The organism is Ruminococcus sp. (assembly GCF_024684275.1).
In genome coordinates this window covers 1-16,888 of sequence record NZ_JAIKXF010000105.1, presented here as the reverse complement: position 1 = coordinate 16,888, position 16,888 = coordinate 1, and the positions used below count along the sequence as shown (strand labels likewise).

Annotated in this window: 15 protein-coding genes and 1 other RNA gene; 2 read left to right on the top strand and 14 right to left on the bottom strand. The window is 47.4% G+C overall.

Annotation, left to right across the window (positions count from 1 at the left end; all coding sequences use genetic code 11):
- Positions 1 to 91: 91 nt before the first annotated feature.
- The 9 genes from K5677_RS12025 to K5677_RS11985 all read right to left on the bottom strand — a co-directional run bounded on the left by K5677_RS12025 (position 92) and on the right by K5677_RS11985 (position 9,855).
- Positions 92 to 664, bottom strand: coding sequence for an indolepyruvate oxidoreductase subunit beta (locus K5677_RS12025; RefSeq protein ID WP_296728377.1), 573 nt, complete (start codon positions 662 to 664; stop codon positions 92 to 94).
- Positions 654 to 2,471 carry an indolepyruvate ferredoxin oxidoreductase subunit alpha gene (iorA, locus tag K5677_RS12020; protein ID WP_296728375.1) on the bottom strand — a complete coding sequence of 606 codons (1,818 nt, stop codon included), beginning with the start codon at positions 2,469 to 2,471 and terminating at the stop codon, positions 654 to 656. The genes K5677_RS12025 and iorA overlap by 11 nt, the downstream gene beginning before the upstream one ends.
- Positions 2,472 to 2,760: 289 nt before the next feature.
- Positions 2,761 to 3,687, bottom strand: coding sequence for a hypothetical protein (locus K5677_RS12015; protein WP_296728371.1), 927 nt, complete (start codon positions 3,685 to 3,687; stop codon positions 2,761 to 2,763).
- A 13-nt stretch (positions 3,688 to 3,700) separates the two neighbouring features.
- Entirely contained in the window at positions 3,701 to 4,183 is a 483-nt protein-coding gene (locus tag K5677_RS12010; protein ID WP_296728368.1) for a hypothetical protein, read from the bottom strand.
- The gene (locus K5677_RS12005) at positions 4,180 to 4,647 is read right to left on the bottom strand and encodes a hypothetical protein (RefSeq protein ID WP_296728366.1); all 468 of its coding nucleotides are present in this window, start codon (positions 4,645 to 4,647) and stop codon (positions 4,180 to 4,182) included. The genes K5677_RS12010 and K5677_RS12005 overlap by 4 nt, the downstream gene beginning before the upstream one ends.
- Positions 4,648 to 4,768: 121 nt before the next feature.
- Positions 4,769 to 5,413, bottom strand: a complete 645-nt coding sequence (locus K5677_RS12000; RefSeq protein ID WP_296728363.1) for a CDP-alcohol phosphatidyltransferase family protein — start codon at positions 5,411 to 5,413, stop codon at positions 4,769 to 4,771.
- 126 nt (positions 5,414 to 5,539) lie between these two features.
- Positions 5,540 to 7,780 carry a polyphosphate kinase 1 gene (gene ppk1 / locus K5677_RS11995; RefSeq protein ID WP_296728361.1) on the bottom strand — a complete coding sequence of 747 codons (2,241 nt, stop codon included), beginning with the start codon at positions 7,778 to 7,780 and terminating at the stop codon, positions 5,540 to 5,542.
- A gap of 44 nt (positions 7,781 to 7,824) precedes the next feature.
- Entirely contained in the window at positions 7,825 to 8,745 is a 921-nt protein-coding gene (locus K5677_RS11990) for a uridine kinase (RefSeq protein ID WP_296728358.1), read from the bottom strand.
- Between the two features lie 18 nt (positions 8,746 to 8,763).
- Positions 8,764 to 9,855 carry a radical SAM protein gene (locus K5677_RS11985; protein ID WP_296728355.1) on the bottom strand — a complete coding sequence of 364 codons (1,092 nt, stop codon included), beginning with the start codon at positions 9,853 to 9,855 and terminating at the stop codon, positions 8,764 to 8,766.
- 311 nt (positions 9,856 to 10,166) lie between these two features.
- On the opposite strand from K5677_RS11985, the gene K5677_RS11980 reads away from it, so the two are divergent.
- Positions 10,167 to 11,573 (top strand): glycine--tRNA ligase, encoded by a 1,407-nt coding sequence (locus K5677_RS11980; RefSeq protein ID WP_296728353.1) that lies wholly within the window; start codon positions 10,167 to 10,169, stop codon positions 11,571 to 11,573.
- A gap of 108 nt (positions 11,574 to 11,681) precedes the next feature.
- On the opposite strand, the gene K5677_RS11975 is transcribed toward K5677_RS11980, so the two are convergent.
- The 5 genes from K5677_RS11975 to K5677_RS11955 all read right to left on the bottom strand — a co-directional run bounded on the left by K5677_RS11975 (position 11,682) and on the right by K5677_RS11955 (position 16,591).
- Complete coding sequence (locus K5677_RS11975; RefSeq protein WP_296728351.1) at positions 11,682 to 12,206, bottom strand: DinB family protein; 525 nt, start codon at positions 12,204 to 12,206, stop codon at positions 11,682 to 11,684.
- 108 nt (positions 12,207 to 12,314) lie between these two features.
- Entirely contained in the window at positions 12,315 to 14,255 is a 1,941-nt protein-coding gene (thrS, locus tag K5677_RS11970) for a threonine--tRNA ligase (RefSeq protein ID WP_296728348.1), read from the bottom strand.
- A 76-nt stretch (positions 14,256 to 14,331) separates the two neighbouring features.
- Positions 14,332 to 14,898, bottom strand: coding sequence for a transposase (locus tag K5677_RS11965; protein ID WP_296728346.1), 567 nt, complete (start codon positions 14,896 to 14,898; stop codon positions 14,332 to 14,334).
- Between the two features lies 1 nt (position 14,899).
- Positions 14,900 to 15,280, bottom strand: a complete 381-nt coding sequence (locus tag K5677_RS11960; protein ID WP_296728344.1) for a hypothetical protein — start codon at positions 15,278 to 15,280, stop codon at positions 14,900 to 14,902.
- Positions 15,281 to 15,613: 333 nt separating this feature from the next.
- The gene (locus K5677_RS11955) at positions 15,614 to 16,591 is read right to left on the bottom strand and encodes a glycosyltransferase family 2 protein (protein ID WP_296728342.1); all 978 of its coding nucleotides are present in this window, start codon (positions 16,589 to 16,591) and stop codon (positions 15,614 to 15,616) included.
- Positions 16,592 to 16,804: 213 nt separating this feature from the next.
- Between K5677_RS11955 and ffs the strand changes: the two genes are divergently transcribed.
- Positions 16,805 to 16,888: signal recognition particle sRNA small type (gene ffs, locus K5677_RS11950), an RNA gene on the top strand; the annotation flags it as partial.

Sequence of the window (16,888 nt, the reverse complement as noted above, 5' to 3'; positions counted from 1 at the left end):
TCGTTTTTTGATTGATAACTTGTAGGGGAGCCAGCCCTCGGGCTCCCATTGTACGATTCTCTTTTGTCTCGGGAGGGCAAGGCGCTCTCCCCTACTTAGTGTAACGAAGTGCTTTGCTGTTCATTTCCACAAACTGTGGTTTTACTGTCTTTTTCATGGTGTCTTCTATATCGTCTACAGAGAATGGCAGCACGTCGTTGCGCACTGACGCTCCCAGCATTATCATATTGAGAACCTTTGGCGAGCCTATCTCCTCACAGGCTTTAGTGCCGTCAACAAGAAGTACGTTCTTCACGTTGCGCTGAAGGTACTCTATCATTTCCTGTCCTGTGTAGTCAGAGCCGCTGAGAGTAGCGGTAACAGGCATTATAGGGTGGGTATTGACTACCACCTGACCGCCGTCCTTCAGATACGGCAGCATACGTACTGCCTCTGCGGGCTCGAATCCGATGATTATATCAGCAGTTTTCTCGGGAAACATAGGGCAGTATATATCATCACCCAGTCTGAGGAAGCTGAAAACGCTTCCGCCCTTCTGAGCCATACCGATAGTTTCGGCGCTCATTACGGGAATATCATGCTCCATAGCAGTTGCGGCAATGAGCTTTGATGTGAGGACGATTCCCTGACCGCCTACGCCGCAGATAAGGATATTACTCTGCATTTTCGCCACCTCCTATTGCTCCGAAAGGACATACCTGTGAACAGAGTCCGCAGCCTGTACAGAGCGAATTTTCTATAGTTACCCTGCCGTCCCGAAGTACGATGCCCGGGCAGCCCAGAGTCTTGATGCACTTTTTGCATGATGTACACTTAGCGTTGTCGATAACAGCAGGCTTATTGCCCTTTATGAGTACAGCACATGGAGATTTGAATATAATAGCCTTTACGCCCTTTTCGGCGGAAACACGCTTTACAGTGTCGATAGCCTTGTTGAGCTCAAGCGGATTTACGGTCTCAACTGTCTTGACGCCAACGCCCCTGAGGACATCCTGTATGCTCACCTTTTCGACTACCTCGCCCATCATGGTGCGTCCTGTGCCGGGGTGAGGCTGATGACCTGTCATGGCAGTTGTTGAGTTATCAAGAACTACCAGAGTCATATCAGCCTGATTGTAAACAGCATTTACAGCGCCTGTGATAGCAGAGGCGAAGAATGTTGAATCTCCCACAAATGCAAAGCAGTTTGTATCAGGCTCTATCTTGCCGATACCCTGTGTGATATTCACGCCTGCGCCCATGCAGAGGCAGGTATCTACCATATCGAGCGGCATAGCGTTTCCGAGGGTATAGCAGCCGATGTCTCCGCAGAATACGGATTTTTTGCCCTTCATCGCCTCCTTGACTGCGAAGAATGAAGCTCTGTGAGGACAGCCTGCACAGAGTACGGGAGGTCTTACAGGGAGTGCAGGGGGAGCTTCCATTTCAGCAGCGGCAGGCTTCTCCCAGCCCATGAAATCGGCAATATTTTCAGCCACAGAAGCACAGGTGTTCTCGCCTGCGTTCTTGACATGGTGTGTGAGCTTGCCGAGTATTTTTGTGTTCAGGTGATATTTTCCGCATATATAGGTGAGCTCGCGCTCGATAACGGGGTCAAGTTCCTCGATACAGAGCACCTCATCAAGTCCCTCCAAGAACTTCAACGCTGCCTGTTCGGGGAACGGGAAAGGAGTTGAAACCTTGAATACCTTAGGTGCGCTCTTTCCGCGGAGAGCCTCCAAAGTGTATGTATAGCTTATGCCGTGAGCAGCGATACCCCTGCGGCAGCTCTTATCGGCAGCCTCAGTTATGATATTGCGCTTATAATCCGAGAATACCTGCGAAAGCTCAACATTTCTGGCTTCGATATTTATATGGGCGTTATAGGAAAGACGTGGGAATATTACCCACTTTGAGGAATCCTTCACAAAGCCCTCGGGCTTGTTTACCTTGTATTCCTCATTATCCTTGACTTCTATCGAAGCATAGCCGTGACAGACTCTTGTAGTAGGTCTGAAAAGCACGGGAGTATGGTATTTTTCGGAATATTCAAAAGCCTCCTGTATCATGTCATAGGCTTCCTGAACCGATGACGGATCGAAGCACGGGAGCTTTGAGAATGAAGCAAAATGACGGGTATCCTGCTCTGTCTGTGAGGATATAGGTCCCGGATCGTCGGCAACGAGTATTACCATACCGCCCTTTACGCCGATATAGGCAAGGCTCATGAGAGGATCGGAGGCAACATTAAGACCTACCTGCTTCATGGTGACCATTGAACGGGCACCGCTGTAAGCAGCGCCTGCGCCAAGCTCCAGAGCAGCCTTTTCGTTTACCGACCATTCAACATAGATAGAACCGTCGTTTACTTTTGCGGTAGTTTCGAGTACCTCTGTTGATGGAGTACCCGGATAGCCTGAGACCAGATTCAGACCTGCCGCAACAGCACCTCTTGCAATAGCGGCATTGCCCATTAAGAATTCCTTATGCATATGATCTCTCCTTTATCATAAAATAGGATCAAGCGCAGAGACTGCGCTAATAATCAACACTTAATTTATTATATCACCCTTGATGTTCAATGTCAAAGGGAATGTTGAAAAAACCACAAAAAAACAAGCGCAAAAGATACTTTGCGCTTGTTTTTGAGATCATTATTCAGTTTAGAGCTGAGAGTTATGGAGTCGCCTGCGGCGACAAGATTTAAATAATGTGAGCGAACACATTAACTCTAAACTCTTCACTCTCAACTCTGAACTTTGCGCATCAGCGCAAGGCTTATCATGTTGTGGTTTCTGTTCCCTCCTCGGGATTGAGGATAATATCCTCCTCGGGGATATCCTCGGGACTCACATTAAAGTCGTACTCTGAGAATTTATCGACCTTTTTAAGTCTGAGTTTAAGTCCCATTTCGTTGTCAAGATAAAGCTTTCCGTCGTTTATCTTCATGGTAAAGCCCTCGTAATCACGCCACATATAGAGCTGATCCTTTTTGTCGGGCTCCCACTCATAGGACGAGTTTTCGCCGATTATTGACATTGCCGCGTTGTTGTCCTCAAAGACCTCAAGCCTGAATGCCGCATTTATTGGGTATTCGCCCAGCTTATCGTTATATACGGTGCCGTCAGAGGTTACCTCCTCAGCTTCCCACTTGCCCATGAAGCCGCTGAAATCAGCTTTGTCCAGCCCGGGCTCTGTAGGACGCTCTATCTCGGTGAATTCATTGGTTTTCATGAGATAGATGATAGTTCCGTCATCGTAATCGCCGTATCTCATAAGCATCTGTCCCTGCTTTATGGTGCAGTCATAAAAGTCAGTAGGACTTGCCAGATGAAGCACGTCCTCGCCATCGGTATTGGTGATGTTCCATGAGAAATCAAAGGTATTTTCCTTGCCGTGGGGATTGAGAGCAACTATCATCGTAGCGGTCTTATCCTCATTTACCTCTAATTTCGCAACTGCGCTGAGAGGATAGCCTGCATATTCTGTTTCGTATTCCTCGCCCATTACAAGAGCCTTGTATGACTCCCATTTACCGAGGAAAGGCTTTCCCTCGTTGTCTATTGGCTCATTATTTGCAGTGGTCTCAGCTGTTGTAGATTCTGTGGTGCTCTCCTTATCGGACTTTTTGGACTTTTTGTCGGAACAGCCGCAGAAGGTACCTGCAAGCAGGAAGGCTGACAAGCAAAAACAAATTATCTTTTTCATAATATCTCCTTTATTACTCCTTAATGCCGAAATTCTGTATAGCGCTTCCAACGCTGTTTATCAGATACGGATCTATCTCGCTGAATTCGTCGACCTTGACGAGGTGTACCTGAGTGCTGTCCATATCAATGACAAGAGCGTCATCGATATATTCAAGCTCCATAGTCTGAGGTTCGGTCTTGCCTGAAAGGTCGGTGACTTTTATTTCTATCCTGTTATCCTCGATATTCTTCCATATCATGTCCTTGTCCTCGTTGGCGTTCTGGATAATGGCATTATCCACCGCAGATTTCCATGTGACCTTGCCGTCGTCTGTCAGCTCAAAGCGGAACAGCGCACCTACAGGGAGCATGATATCCTCATACTTTTTACCGTCAATTGTCATATAGTCTGCTTCCCATTTGCCGTAATACTTGGGATCACGCTTTGCACCGCAGCCTGAAAGGCAGCACAGAAGGACTATGGCTGAAAGAGTAAAAGCTATTATTTTTCTCATGTTTCAGCTCCTTTGCCTGAGAATTTAGTAACCTTTGCAAGGTATATATCGAGAGTTCCCTCATCGGTCTGTTTTTTTGTAACGAGGTCGCAGCCCAGAAAGTCGTAGTACTCGGTGAGCTCGCCCATTTCCTCGTAAAGTATCCTTACGCCGCCGTCTGAGGTGACCTCCCAGCTTACCTGCTGCTTGTTTCCGTCGGGGGTATAGCAGATACCGCTGCCGTCAGCAGCAAGGTCATAGCAGTTATAGGTCATATCTGAATTGCTGCGCTCTCTGCCGTTGAGGTATTCCTTTGTAGTCTCCCATTTGCCTGTGGTATTGGCAATGATGTCCTTTATCGGGACATTGTTCACAGTCTCGACGGAAACCGTTATCCCGTTTTTTGAAGCAGGCCGGCTGCCGCAGGAGGCTCCGCAGACAGTGAGTACCGCCGCAGCGCATATGCAGAAAAACTGCTTTTTCATATATGTGATCCTTTCTAAGATTCGTATAGTATCTTGGTCATATTATTATACATTATATTTTAAAGGTTGTAAAGTCCTTTTTTGCGAAAAAAGCTGCCGCAGTGTGCGGCAGCCTGTGATCTTACCTTGTTTTGGTCTTATAGAGCATCCAAATAAGCTCGATAATACCTACTCCGATGAAGCACAGCATGGTCTTCATGCTTGGCTTTTTCACCTTGAAGCGAGTTATGAAAGCCAGTGCGATGAGCAGCAGAGCTCCGCCGTATATCTCGGGGAACCAGTCTCCGCCGATGTCCTTGTGGAAGCTGTAAAGCAGCGGTATTATCAGCGCAACACTGGTAACGGGCAGACCTTCATAGACCTTGCGGTTTTCAGAGGTCTTTTTCTGGCGCTCCTCCTCGGCTACGTTGAAATATGCAAGTCTTATGACAGCGCAAAGCGGAAAAAGCACAAGGATAGGCAGATCGCACCAGTCCTTCATGCCTATGGAATATCCGATCACCGCAGGAAGGACACCGAAGCAGATAGCGTCACATAGGGAATCTATCTGTATCCCGAATTTTTTTTCGCTCTCGGTACGGTCTTTTTTTGTACGGGCGACCTTACCATCGAACATATCACAGAGCCCCGACACCATAAGACATATTATGGCATATTCGGGGTGAGGTCTCGTTCCGCCGTAGCCTATTGCAAATAGCATACCGATAACGGAGGAAACGAGGCTCATATATGTAAGAATAACCGTATAGTTATAGTATCCAATCATTTAACCAAACCTCAGATAGTTTAATACCAGATTATTATATCACAAAAAACGACTTGTTTCAAGTATTTTCTTTCAAATGCCTCAGGTAAAATATGGACTTTTTGTGAATTTTACGCAAAATTTCGGTCATTCCGTCTTTTTAGGTCTTCCCCGTCTTTTAGGAGCTGTTTCATTCTTTCCGGGAGCAGGCTTTGCAGTCTTTTTTCTTCCCGTGGTCTTTGCCGCTGTAGTTTTTTCTGCTGCTTTCTTAGCAGGAGCTTTTTTGGCAGCCGACTTTTTAGCAGCGCCCTTTTCGCGGTTTTTCCTTAGCTGCTCCTGACGGGAGCTTTTGCTTTCAAGGGCTTTGTAAGCCTCCTCGTAGAAGTATTCCTGTGAATTGAACGGTATATCCGAATTTCTGCGTTCACGGATATAAGTGCCGTCGCTGAGCATTATCCTTGCCTTTGTATTGTCGCGCATGATGACGCTGAACATCTCGCGGATACGCTTTTTCAGGCGCTCGTCCTCGACAGGAGCTGCGACCTCTACTCTGCGGACAGTATTTCTGCTCATATAGTCGGCTGAGCCGATGTATATCTTCTGGTCAGCACCGTTCTCACCGAATATGAATATACGGCTGTGTTCGAGGAATCGTCCCACGATGCTGCGGACGGTGATATTCTCGGTATATCCCTGAACTCCTGCGATAAGGCAGCACAGCCCGCGGACTATGAGCTCTACCTTGACACCGGCCTGTGAAGCCTCAACAAGCTTTGCGATAATGGCTGAGTCATTGAGGGAGTTTATCTTTGCGGCGATATAGCCCTTTCCGCCGCTTTTGGCAATAGCTATCTGTTCGTCCATCATAGCCAGCACCTGCGGTCTCAGAGCAAGGGGCGACACAAGGAGCTTATTGGTCTTTTCTACGAAAGTGCCGTTTTGCAGAGCTGTGAATACCGCCTCTGCGTCGGCAGCTATGTCCCTGTCGGCGGTCAGCAGCATCAAGTCGGTGTAGAGGGCAGCGGTCTTTTCGTTATAGTTGCCCGTGCCTATCTGTGTCACGTAGTCGAAGCTTCCGCCCTGTGCCTTGCGTGTGATGAGCAGGAGCTTTGAGTGAGCCTTGTACTCTTTGGGACCGTAAATGACATTTACGCCTGCCTCCTGCAAGTGCTTTGACCATTCTATGTTGTTTTCCTCGTCAAATCGGGCGCGGAGCTCTATCATAACGAGGACGTCCTTGCCGTTTTCGGCGGCGGTGCACAGTGCGTCTATGACCTTGCTGTTTCGTGCAAGACGGTAGAGAGTTATCTTTATAGAGGTAACCTTAGGATCGTTTGCAGACTCCTGTAAGAGCCTGATAAACGACTGATTTATGGACTCAAACGGATAGCTCAGCAGTATATCCCTTGACTTGACCTGTGAAAATACAGGGCGCGTATCTGAGAGAGCCGCAGGCTTTCGCGGAGTACGCGGAGTATAATGGAGCTTGGGATCATCATCATATTCCTGCAATGTGAACAGGTATGATAGGTCAAGAGGTATTCTCGATGTGAATACACGGGCGTTCTTTATTTTCAGCTTCTTGCAGAGGTAATCCAGTGCGTCGCGGCTGAAAACTCCCGACATTTCAAGGCGCATAGGCTGGAGCTTCTGGCGCTTGTCAACCAGCTCCTCCATGCGTCTGCGGAACTCGGGACCTGTTCCCGAAGCCGTAATAGCGGCGCTTCGGGTAACTCTTATGAGAGTGCGGTCTATGACCTTGTAATTCTTGAACATCTGATGAGCAAAGTGCAGTATTACCTCCTCGGCGAGGATAAAGCGCTTGCCGTTTTCGTCCAGTGGGATTATGCGCTCAGAGCGGTTTATGGTGGCAGGTATCAGACCTATGGATATGCCTTTTTTTGAGCCCAGCTGTACCACGGCGTATATCTCCTTGTTCTGGAGGAATGGGAAAGGCAGGGCGTCATTGATGACTATGCCCGAGATAAATGGCTTGATCTCGCGCTTGAAGTACAGCTCAAGCTGTGAGAGCTCCTCCTTTGTCATTTTGTCAAAGGAAACGTGCTCATAGCCGAATTCTGCCAGCTCGCTCATGGTGGTGAGGAAAGCTCCCTCAACAGAGGGCTGAAGTCTGCGGACAGCGGTGAAAATAGCGTCAAGCTGCTGTGAAGGCGTCATACCCGAGAATTTGTCGGGCTTAGTATTTTTTTTCTTAGCTTTTTCTGTTACAGAGCCCACACGGACCATGAAAAATTCGTCCAGATTGCTCTGATATATTGCGGAAAATGAAAGTCTTTCAAGAAGGGGCGTATCGGGATCGACAGCTTCTTCAAGGACTCTTTTATTGAATTTTATCCAAGAAAGCTCTCGGTTTTCGAGATATTCCATATTATTCTGTCTCCTATTCTATATGGGACTATCCGTCCCGATCATCAGTATTTGAATTGTCCGTGGCCTATAAATTCGCATATCAGCGAATCGGGAGTTATATCCGCCTTGTCAAGCGGAGTGAGCTGCTCAAGCACAGCTATGCACTCTCTTACCTCGGGAACGTCAGAAAGCTCGCCAAGCTGTGCAAGGAGGTCGTTTCTGTAGGCTGAAAGCTCATATGACATAAATGTGTCAACATCATAGTCAGAGCGGTATTTATAGGGCATTATGTACTTGTTTTCGCCTGCCTCAACGCTGTGGAACATATTCATGGTCTCGCGGAGAGAGCGCTTGCGGAAGTTCTTGTCGCGTATCATGCGGCGCATAAGTCTTACCCTTGATGGGTGAAGAAGAATGTTTTCCCCTGATATTCTGGTGCGGACGCTGACATATATCTTGCTTATCATGCTGTCGGGAACGGTTATGACAGCGGGATTGAGAGCGTGTATGCCCTCGAATATAACTATTTCGCCCTTGTTTCGTTTGAATTTCCTGCCCGAGCCTGTACGGGTGGAGGTCTTGAAGTCGTATTTGGGCAGCTCTATCTCGCGGCAGGCACTTATAGCCTCTATCTGCTGGTTGAGGAGCTGGCTGTCCACGCGGAGCGGAGATTCGAGGTCCATTTTGCCCTCAGCCGCAAGAGCCTTTTCGGCTTCTGTCAGCGGACAGAACCAGTTATCCATAGAAAGAGTGTGTGTTTCGTGCCCCATGTCGTCAAGGAGCTTTTCTATCATCATCGCCGTTGTTGTCTTGCCCGAGCCTGATGGCCCCGAAAGGAGTATTACGGGCTTTTCGGTGTGATTTTCGGCTATTTCGTTGGCTATCTGTGTCAGCTTGTAGAGGTAGTCCTCGTTGACTACCCTGACATAGCCCTTTGGATCGTTTTCTATTCCCTGATTTATTCTTGTTATTTCAATATTCATTAAAGGTCTCCTATATGATCATTTTTTTAGCAGAGCTTCTACCGCTGCACGTTTTTGGTACAGCACACAGCCGCCTGCATGGTCGTCCGCAAGGATATCACCGCTGCGGAGCGCAGTGAACAGCCGTGAGCGCAAAGCCTCTCTCAGCGATGTGTCGCGGACATTTATGTCGGAATATGGCGAGAAGGGACATGGCTCTGCACCGCCGTGTGAATTGATGTGGAAAAATCCCCTGCCTGCGGCGATACAGCCGCCCGAGGACTTTTCGTCTCCCGGAAATGACAGGAACACTACATCGGTGTGGATGCTCCTGAGAGCAGTTATCCTGTCCGTAAGCAGCTGCCTTTCGCTGTCAGTGGGAGCAAGCCCTTCGCTGTCAGAGTCCATAGGCACGTATTCCACGAATATCACCAGCTTGCAGCCCTTTTCCGCAAGTCCGCCGATGAATTCGTCAGAGCTTATCTCGCTGATATTTTCGGTGGTAACCGTTACTGAGGCTCCGAAAAGCAGGCTCTTTTCACGGAATTTTTCCATATTTCCGCAGAGCATATCATAAACGCCCTCACCGCGCCTTGAATCTGTGGCTTCACGGCCTCCCTCTATGCTCATAACGGGTATGAGGTTGCGGTTTTTTTCAAATATATCGAAGTATTGCTGATTAATAAATGTTCCGTTAGTGAGAATGGGGAATATGATATTTTTAACAGAAGCTGCTGCGTTTATAACGTCGCGGCGCATAAGGGGCTCGCCGCCTGCAAGGAGTATGTAGCTTATGCCGATATTATCAGCTTCGGTGAATATTTTCAGCCATTCCTCGGCGGTCAGCTGGTCTTTGGGAGGTGTATCTGTAGTGGCGCTGCTGCACCTTGAATAACAGCCTGCACAGTGGAGGTTGCAGCTTGACGTTATGCTGGCAATGAGAAAGGGCGGTATGTGCTCGCCTTTTTCAGCGCTCTGAGCACGTTTTTTTGAAGCCTTTTTGCTTGCCGCGGCGAATTTCAGCATGAAGGCTGTTTCGCGCGGATCTTTCAGAACTGCCCTGAGCGATTCGGCAACAATGCTCTCAACGCCGTTGGTCAGGTATTTCTGAAGGTCAAAATTCTTATCCATAGTAAATATCACTTTTCCGTATAGTTATGTGTGGTATCACAAAAGCAAAGCATTGTGATACTATTGCCCTGAATGACTGTCTGCGAGGGGATTTTATGATCATAATATCTGCTATGCTGATATTATATCACATTTTTTGGCGCATTTCAACCCGTCAATTTGGTATTTTTAACGTTGTATTCAACAGAATGTTGAATTTCAGCCTGCATGGTGCGCTGTTTACGCTCTATGTTATTAAGCACTTGACTTTTTTTTCCGTTTGAGTTACAATATAATGTAACTATTAAATAATAAAAGCGAGGTTGCTTATTATGCTTAAAAACAATGAAAAAGTAATGGACAAGATAGTTGACCTTTGTAAGTCAAAGGGCTTCGTTTATCCGGGCTCTGAGATATACGGCGGTCTTGCAAATACATGGGACTACGGTCCGCTGGGCGTTGAGCTCAAAAACAACATCAAAAAGGCTTGGCTCAAAAAGTTCGTACAGGAGAATAAGTACAACGTAGGTCTTGACTCCGCTATCCTTATGAATCCTCAGACATGGGTGGCTTCGGGACATATCGGCGGCTTCTCTGATCCTCTCATGGACTGTAAGGAGTGTAAGACACGTCACCGTGCAGACAACCTCATCGAAGACTTCGACGGCACTAACGTTGCAGGCTGGTCCAACGAGCAGATGATGAATTATATCAAGGAAAAAGGCATAGTATGCCCTAACTGCGGCAAGCAGAACTTCACAGATATACGTCAGTTCAATCTTATGTTCAAGACCTTCCAGGGCGTTACCGAGGACAGCAAGTCTGAGCTTTATCTCCGTCCCGAGACTGCACAGGGTATCTTCGTAAACTTCGCTAATATCCAGAGAACCACACGTAAAAAGGTTCCTTTCGGTGTTGCTCAGGTAGGTAAGTCCTTCCGTAACGAGATAACTCCCGGTAACTTTATCTTCCGTGTACGTGAGTTCGAGCAGATGGAGCTTGAATTCTTCTGCAAGCCCGGTACTGACCTTGAGTGGTTCGACTACTGGAGAAGCTACTGCAAGAACTTCCTTCTCTCACTTGGTCTCAAGGAGGAGAATATCCGTCTCCGTGACCACGACAAGGAGGAGCTCTGCTTCTATTCAAAGGCTACAACAGACTTCGAGTACCTCTTCCCATTCGGCTGGGGCGAGCTCTGGGGCGTTGCTGACAGAACAGACTATGACCTGACACAGCACATCAACACCAGCGGCAAGTCACTTGAATACTTCGATCCTGAGACAAACGAGAAGTATATACCATACGTTATCGAGCCTTCTCTCGGTGTTGAGAGACTCTTCCTCTCAGTTGTTACAGAGGCTTACGATGAGGAGGAGCTTGTTTCCACAGACAAGGACGGCAAGGAGAAGAAGGAAACAAGAACTGTTATGCACTTCCACCCTGCTCTTGCACCTTACAAGGCAGCTGTACTCCCACTGGTCAAGAAGCTCACACCAAAGGCTGAGGAAGTATACGATATGCTTTCAAAGAAGTTCATGGTAGACTTCGACGAGGCAGGTACTATCGGTAAGAGATACCGCCGTCAGGACGAGATCGGTACACCATTCTGTATTACATACGACTTCGATACACTGGAGAATGACAACTGCGTAACTGTCCGCGACCGTGATACAATGCAGCAGGAGAGAGTAAATATCAACGACCTCGTTGCATACCTCGAAGCTAAGATGATATTCTGATTGCAGGGAACGCCGTTCTCGGAGTTCCGCAATTCACAAAAAAGTAGGGGCGGATATTATCCGCCCTTTAATTATGCATAAAAAGGACACCTAATAGGTGTCCTTTTATCATTTAGTTACCTGTCCCTTGCGGTATCTGCCGAAGAATATGCCGTCATCGACGTATTTATCAGCCTGTGAAACCCACATTGGGAATTTTCCTGTAGCCAGAGCTGTCTGACCGTTGAGCATTCCCGTGTGGAATGATATATGCCTGAATTGTCTGAGCACAAGCTCCATGCGTGTATGTTCGCAGTTTTCGGGCTTCTCATAGAGCATATTATCTGTGAGCGTGTCGATGTAGTCCAGAGTTTTCTTCTCTACCGCGTCGAGGTACTCTAAAAGCTGCTCATCGGAGAGGACTACCGATGTAGAATTATCGGGGTTGTCCATGCCCTCCTCATGGAAAGGCGGCTCATCGTAAACGCAGGGATTTATGAACCACTTGTCCGCCGAATGGATAGCGTGATAAGCCCAGCGCCAGCAGGGAGCTCCGCAGCAGAGCGCGTCACGGTCGTAAGTTCGCAGAGAAGTCCTTATGTTCATAAAGTTAGGTATTACCATGTCCTTGATTATCATGCAAAGCTCGTTCATAAATATCCCTCCGTTTGTTTTTTATTTACAGGCGGAAAAAATCCGCCCTGTACATGATAATTCTGTATAAATCAGTGGCTGCCCGTTGGCAGCCACTTAATTTGCTTATCAAATAGTGTCTATGATATCGAGAGAGTGCTCATCGTTCATAGTTCTGCACATCTCGATGAACTTGTCAAGAGGCACGTTCTTGAGCTGCTTGTTTCCTCTGATATTGATGGAGACCTGCTCGTTCTCAGCTTCGCTGTCACCAATGATGACAACATACGGATCCTTGTAGTCCTTGAAGCGTCTTATCTTGTTCTTCATGTTGTCGTCGGTGTAGTCTACCTCTGCTCTGATGTGGTTTTTCTTGAGGAGGTCTGCTACCTTCTTAGCGTAGTCGTTGTGGTCTGTTCTGATAGGAACGATACCTACCTGCATTGGTGAGAGCCAGAACGGGAATGCGCCTGCGAAGTTCTCGGTGATGATACCGATGAATCTCTCGAATGAACCGAATATAGCTCTGTGTATCATTACAGGCTGCTTCTCTGAGCCGTCAGAAGCGATGTACTTCATCTTGAAGTTGAGAGGAAGCTGGAAGTCGAGCTGGATAGTACCCATCTGCCACTCACGTCCGATAGCGTCCTTCATCTTCAGGTCGATCTTAGGACCGTAGAATGCACCGTCGCCCTCGTTGAGCTCGTATCCGTCAGGACCGTACTTCTCCTCGAGGATAGCCTTCAGATCAGCCTCAGCCTTGTCCCATACCTTTATATCGCCCATGAAATCGTCAGGACGAGTTGAGAGCTCAGCCTTGTATTCAAGACCGAATGTGTTGTATATCTCGGTTGCGATGTCCATTATATCGTTTATCTCGGAAGCTATCTGCTCCTCAGTTACGAGGATATGAGCATCGTCCTGTCTGAACTGCTGTACGCGGAAAAGACCGTTGAGCTCGCCTGACTTCTCCTTACGGTGGATAACGTCAACCTGATTGAATTTAAGAGGAAGCTCCTTGTAGGAACGCTGCTTGTTCATATAAACCTTGATAGCATTTGGGCAGTTCATAGGCTTAGCGCAGTAGACCTCGTTCTCCTCCTCGGAAGGGATAACGAACATACCGTCCTGATAGTGGTCCCAGTGACCTGATGTTACCCAGAGCTCCTTCTTTGAGAGAACAGGACCTGAGATCTCTGTATAGCCGTGATCCTCGTGAACGCCTCTCCAGTATTCAAGAAGTGCATTAAAGAGCTTCCAGCCTCTTGGGAGCCAGTAAGGCATACCGGGAGCTGTGTGGTCGAACATAAAGAGACTGAGCTCCTTGCCAAGCTTCTTGTGGTCGCGGAGCTTAGCTTCCTCGATCATCTTGATGTATTCGTCAAGCTGTGAAGCCTTCGGGAATGCGATAGCGTATACACGGCTGAGCATCTTGTTGTTCTCGTTTCCTCTCCAGTAAGCACCTGTACATGAAAGAAGCTTGAATGCCTTTACAGGAGCTGTTGTCATAAGGTGAGGACCTGCGCAGAGGTCGATGAACTCGCCCTGCTTGTAGAATGAGATAGGCTCGCCCTTGTCAGCGTGTTCCTCGCAGAGCTCAACCTTGTAAGGCTCGTCCATTTCCTTCAGCTTAGCGATAGCGTCAGCAGGTGAGAGCTCAAATTTTTCGAGCTCAAGCTCTTCCTTGACGATCTTCTTCATCTCAGCCTCGATCTTTTCAAGCTCCTCGGGAGTAAATGGCTTTTCGAGGTCAAAGTCATAGTAGAAGCCGTTGTCGATAGCAGGACCGATAGCCAACTTTGCAGCAGGGTAAAGTCTCTTTACAGCCTGTGCAAGGATATGAGAAGCTGTGTGCCAGAAGGTCTTTTTGCCGTCAAGGCTGTCAAATGTGCAGACCTCGAACTGACAGTCGCTGTCGATAACAGTGCGGAGGTCCTTGACCTCGCCGTTTATCTTTACACAGCAAGCTGCCTTGTAAAGTCCCATGCCTATGCCCTTGATGACCTCTGCTGCTGACTGTGCAGCCTCGATCTCACGAACGCTGCCGTCTGGTAATGTTAATTTGATCATGATGATCTCTCCTTTTTATTAATTCATAATGCATAATGCGTAATGCATAATTATCGTATCAATTGTGTGATGACTGTTATTCCTTGCAGAATAATTCATCATTCTCCCAATTTATCGGGTTGTTTTCGATGTATTGCCATGCGTTGCGGTATTCCCATTCATTCCGCAATATACGGTCGTAAAACGATTTTTGCCACACGGAAAAACCAATCTGTTTTGTAACAAATTCTTTGAAATTTTTTATTATCATTGATAATGTAGGGGCGCACATTGTGCGCCCGTTTCCAACAACACTCAATAAATTATCCGTTTCAATACGAATAATTACGTGAATATGGTTAGGCATAATTACAAATTTGTCTACATATACCATTGGATAATAATTGTTTATATTCTGTAATCCGATTTTTATTATTCTTCCGATTTCGGACAAATGTATCTTTTTACTTTGATTGGCTTTGGGCGGGCGCACACTGTGCGCCCCTACAATTGGCGGTTGGTTGTCCGCAATTGGTTTATATTTATCGTTTTTATCCCAGAAAATGCACATTTTATTTTTGGTGCAAATGGTAATGAAATATGCGCCGTTATGGGAATAATCGTAATTATCGAGGCGTATATCCTTTCGTACCGGTCTTTCCATATCAATCCGCCCAGCCTGTTATCTCGAACATCTCGGCGAACAATTCGACGTACACGAAATCCTTCATATATCCGTCATTTGTACCCGTATCGAAGCAGACTATGACATCTCCGTCGTCCAGATCAATATGGACGTTTCTGAGCTCCAGCAGTTTAGCCAGTGCGTCGGGATCGGCGCCCTCATAGTAGCCCTCGTCTATGATGATCTCTGCTATCTGACGGCGGCTGCTGTCAAGCTTTGACAGTTTTTTTGCGATAGAGGAAAGGTTATCCATTATCTGCTTTTCGTCGTCCACGTAGAAGCGGACGGTCATGGGCTTATCCCATAGCTTATATGGAAGCTCAAAGGCTTCTTCCTGCTTATTGTAGCTGATATTGCTCAAATACTCACCTCCCCTGCAAATGATAACAAAAAACGCCCCTCACGCCTGTAATAAGGCATAAGGGACGATGATCACCGTGGTTCCACCCTGATTCACACGGAGCATACTCCGTATCTCAAGTGCTCTGTAACGGGAGCTCCCGACGCTTATTGGGCGTACTCAGAGGCGGTGTGCTGTGGTATCCCATGCCGTGCAGCCTCGCACCGAGCGGCTGCTCTCTGAAACGGTATCGGAAAAGCCTTCCTCATCAACGTTTTTCGCAATATTATACAAATATCTTAGCACAGTTTTTCCTGTTTGTCAAGGGGGGCAGGAGAAAAAAGCCATAACCTGCTATTTCTTTTCCTTTTCATTCACGTCGCTGAGAAATTCCGCCACGATATAACGCGGTCTCTGCTTGACCTCGGCATATATCTTGCCAATGTACTCGCCGATTATACCCAGGCAGAACAGCTGCAGGCCGCCGATGAGCCATATAGAGCACATGGTGCTTGACCAGCCGTGCTCGGTGAAGCCTACTATTTTGGTTATGAACGCCCATATGAACGCGATTATGCTGACTGCGGACATGACAAGTCCAAGACCTGTTATGAGCTTCAGCGGCTTGGTGCTGAAGGAAGTTATGCCGTTTATGGCGAATGAGAGCATTTTTTTCAGAGGGTATTTGCTCTCGCCTGCGGCTCTTTCATGGCGCTCGTAGTACACCTTGCAGTTCTGAAAGCCGATAAGGGGTACCATTCCGCGGAGAAAGAGATTGACCTCCTTGAAGCCTGACAGCTCCTGTAGAACTCTTTTGCTCATAAGGCGGAAATCCGCGTGGTTGTATATTACGTCCGCGCCCATTATCTTCATGAACTTATAGAAGCCCTCGGCAGTGGATTTCTTAAATAATGTATCGGTATCACGGGCGCTTCTTACACCGTATACCACCTGATTGCCCTCGTAGTACTTCTTTACCATTTCGTCGATAGTATTTATATCGTCCTGCAGGTCAGCGTCTATAGTTATGCACATATCGCATAGATCCTTGACAGTCATGAGTCCTGCAAGCACAGCGTTCTGATGACCGCTGTTGTGGGCGAGGTCGATACCCGAGAAAAACTGCGGCTCGGTACGGTGAAGCTCCTGTATAATGCTCCAAGTACGGTCTGCTGAGCCGTCGTTCACGAAAACAATTCGGCTCTCACGGGAGATGAGCCCTTGCTCCATAAGGGCTGAATACTTAGTCCTGAGCTGCTTTGAGGTCTCGGGAAGGACCTCCTGCTCATTATAGCAGGGAACGACCATGTATAGTATTTCGGGAGAGTCCATAACGTGTCCTTTCGTAAAAGTAATTTTATATAAGTATAGCACAAGGTATAAATTATGTCAATAAATCTTGTTTTTTGCAGAAAAAAACGAGGACTGTACAGGGAACCTGGGCTCTGTTCAAATTTTTGCTTGACAAAAGTTTGCTTTTATGATAATATATTAAAAGAGCATCGTCTGCTCGTATAAACGGGTGTGAAATTCCGAAATATAGATGTGTGGGCCCTGTGCAACAAGACCCCGTGAACCATGTCAGGCGGGAGACCGAGCAGCATTAAGCGGTGCGTGTTGTGTGCCGCA

Coding starts and splice junctions, on each gene's coding strand:
- K5677_RS12025 (WP_296728377.1), bottom strand. CDS start 664: ATGCAGAGTAATATCCTTATCTGCGGCGTAGGCGGTCAGGGAATCGTC.
- iorA (WP_296728375.1), bottom strand. CDS start 2,471: ATGCATAAGGAATTCTTAATGGGCAATGCCGCTATTGCAAGAGGTGCT.
- K5677_RS12015 (WP_296728371.1), bottom strand. CDS start 3,687: ATGAAAAAGATAATTTGTTTTTGCTTGTCAGCCTTCCTGCTTGCAGGT.
- K5677_RS12010 (WP_296728368.1), bottom strand. CDS start 4,183: ATGAGAAAAATAATAGCTTTTACTCTTTCAGCCATAGTCCTTCTGTGC.
- K5677_RS12005 (WP_296728366.1), bottom strand. CDS start 4,647: ATGAAAAAGCAGTTTTTCTGCATATGCGCTGCGGCGGTACTCACTGTC.
- K5677_RS12000 (WP_296728363.1), bottom strand. CDS start 5,413: ATGATTGGATACTATAACTATACGGTTATTCTTACATATATGAGCCTC.
- ppk1 (WP_296728361.1), bottom strand. CDS start 7,780: ATGGAATATCTCGAAAACCGAGAGCTTTCTTGGATAAAATTCAATAAA.
- K5677_RS11990 (WP_296728358.1), bottom strand. CDS start 8,745: ATGAATATTGAAATAACAAGAATAAATCAGGGAATAGAAAACGATCCA.
- K5677_RS11985 (WP_296728355.1), bottom strand. CDS start 9,855: ATGGATAAGAATTTTGACCTTCAGAAATACCTGACCAACGGCGTTGAG.
- K5677_RS11980 (WP_296728353.1), top strand. CDS start 10,167: ATGCTTAAAAACAATGAAAAAGTAATGGACAAGATAGTTGACCTTTGT.
- K5677_RS11975 (WP_296728351.1), bottom strand. CDS start 12,206: ATGAACGAGCTTTGCATGATAATCAAGGACATGGTAATACCTAACTTT.
- thrS (WP_296728348.1), bottom strand. CDS start 14,255: ATGATCAAATTAACATTACCAGACGGCAGCGTTCGTGAGATCGAGGCT.
- K5677_RS11965 (WP_296728346.1), bottom strand. CDS start 14,898: ATGGAAAGACCGGTACGAAAGGATATACGCCTCGATAATTACGATTAT.
- K5677_RS11955 (WP_296728342.1), bottom strand. CDS start 16,591: ATGGACTCTCCCGAAATACTATACATGGTCGTTCCCTGCTATAATGAG.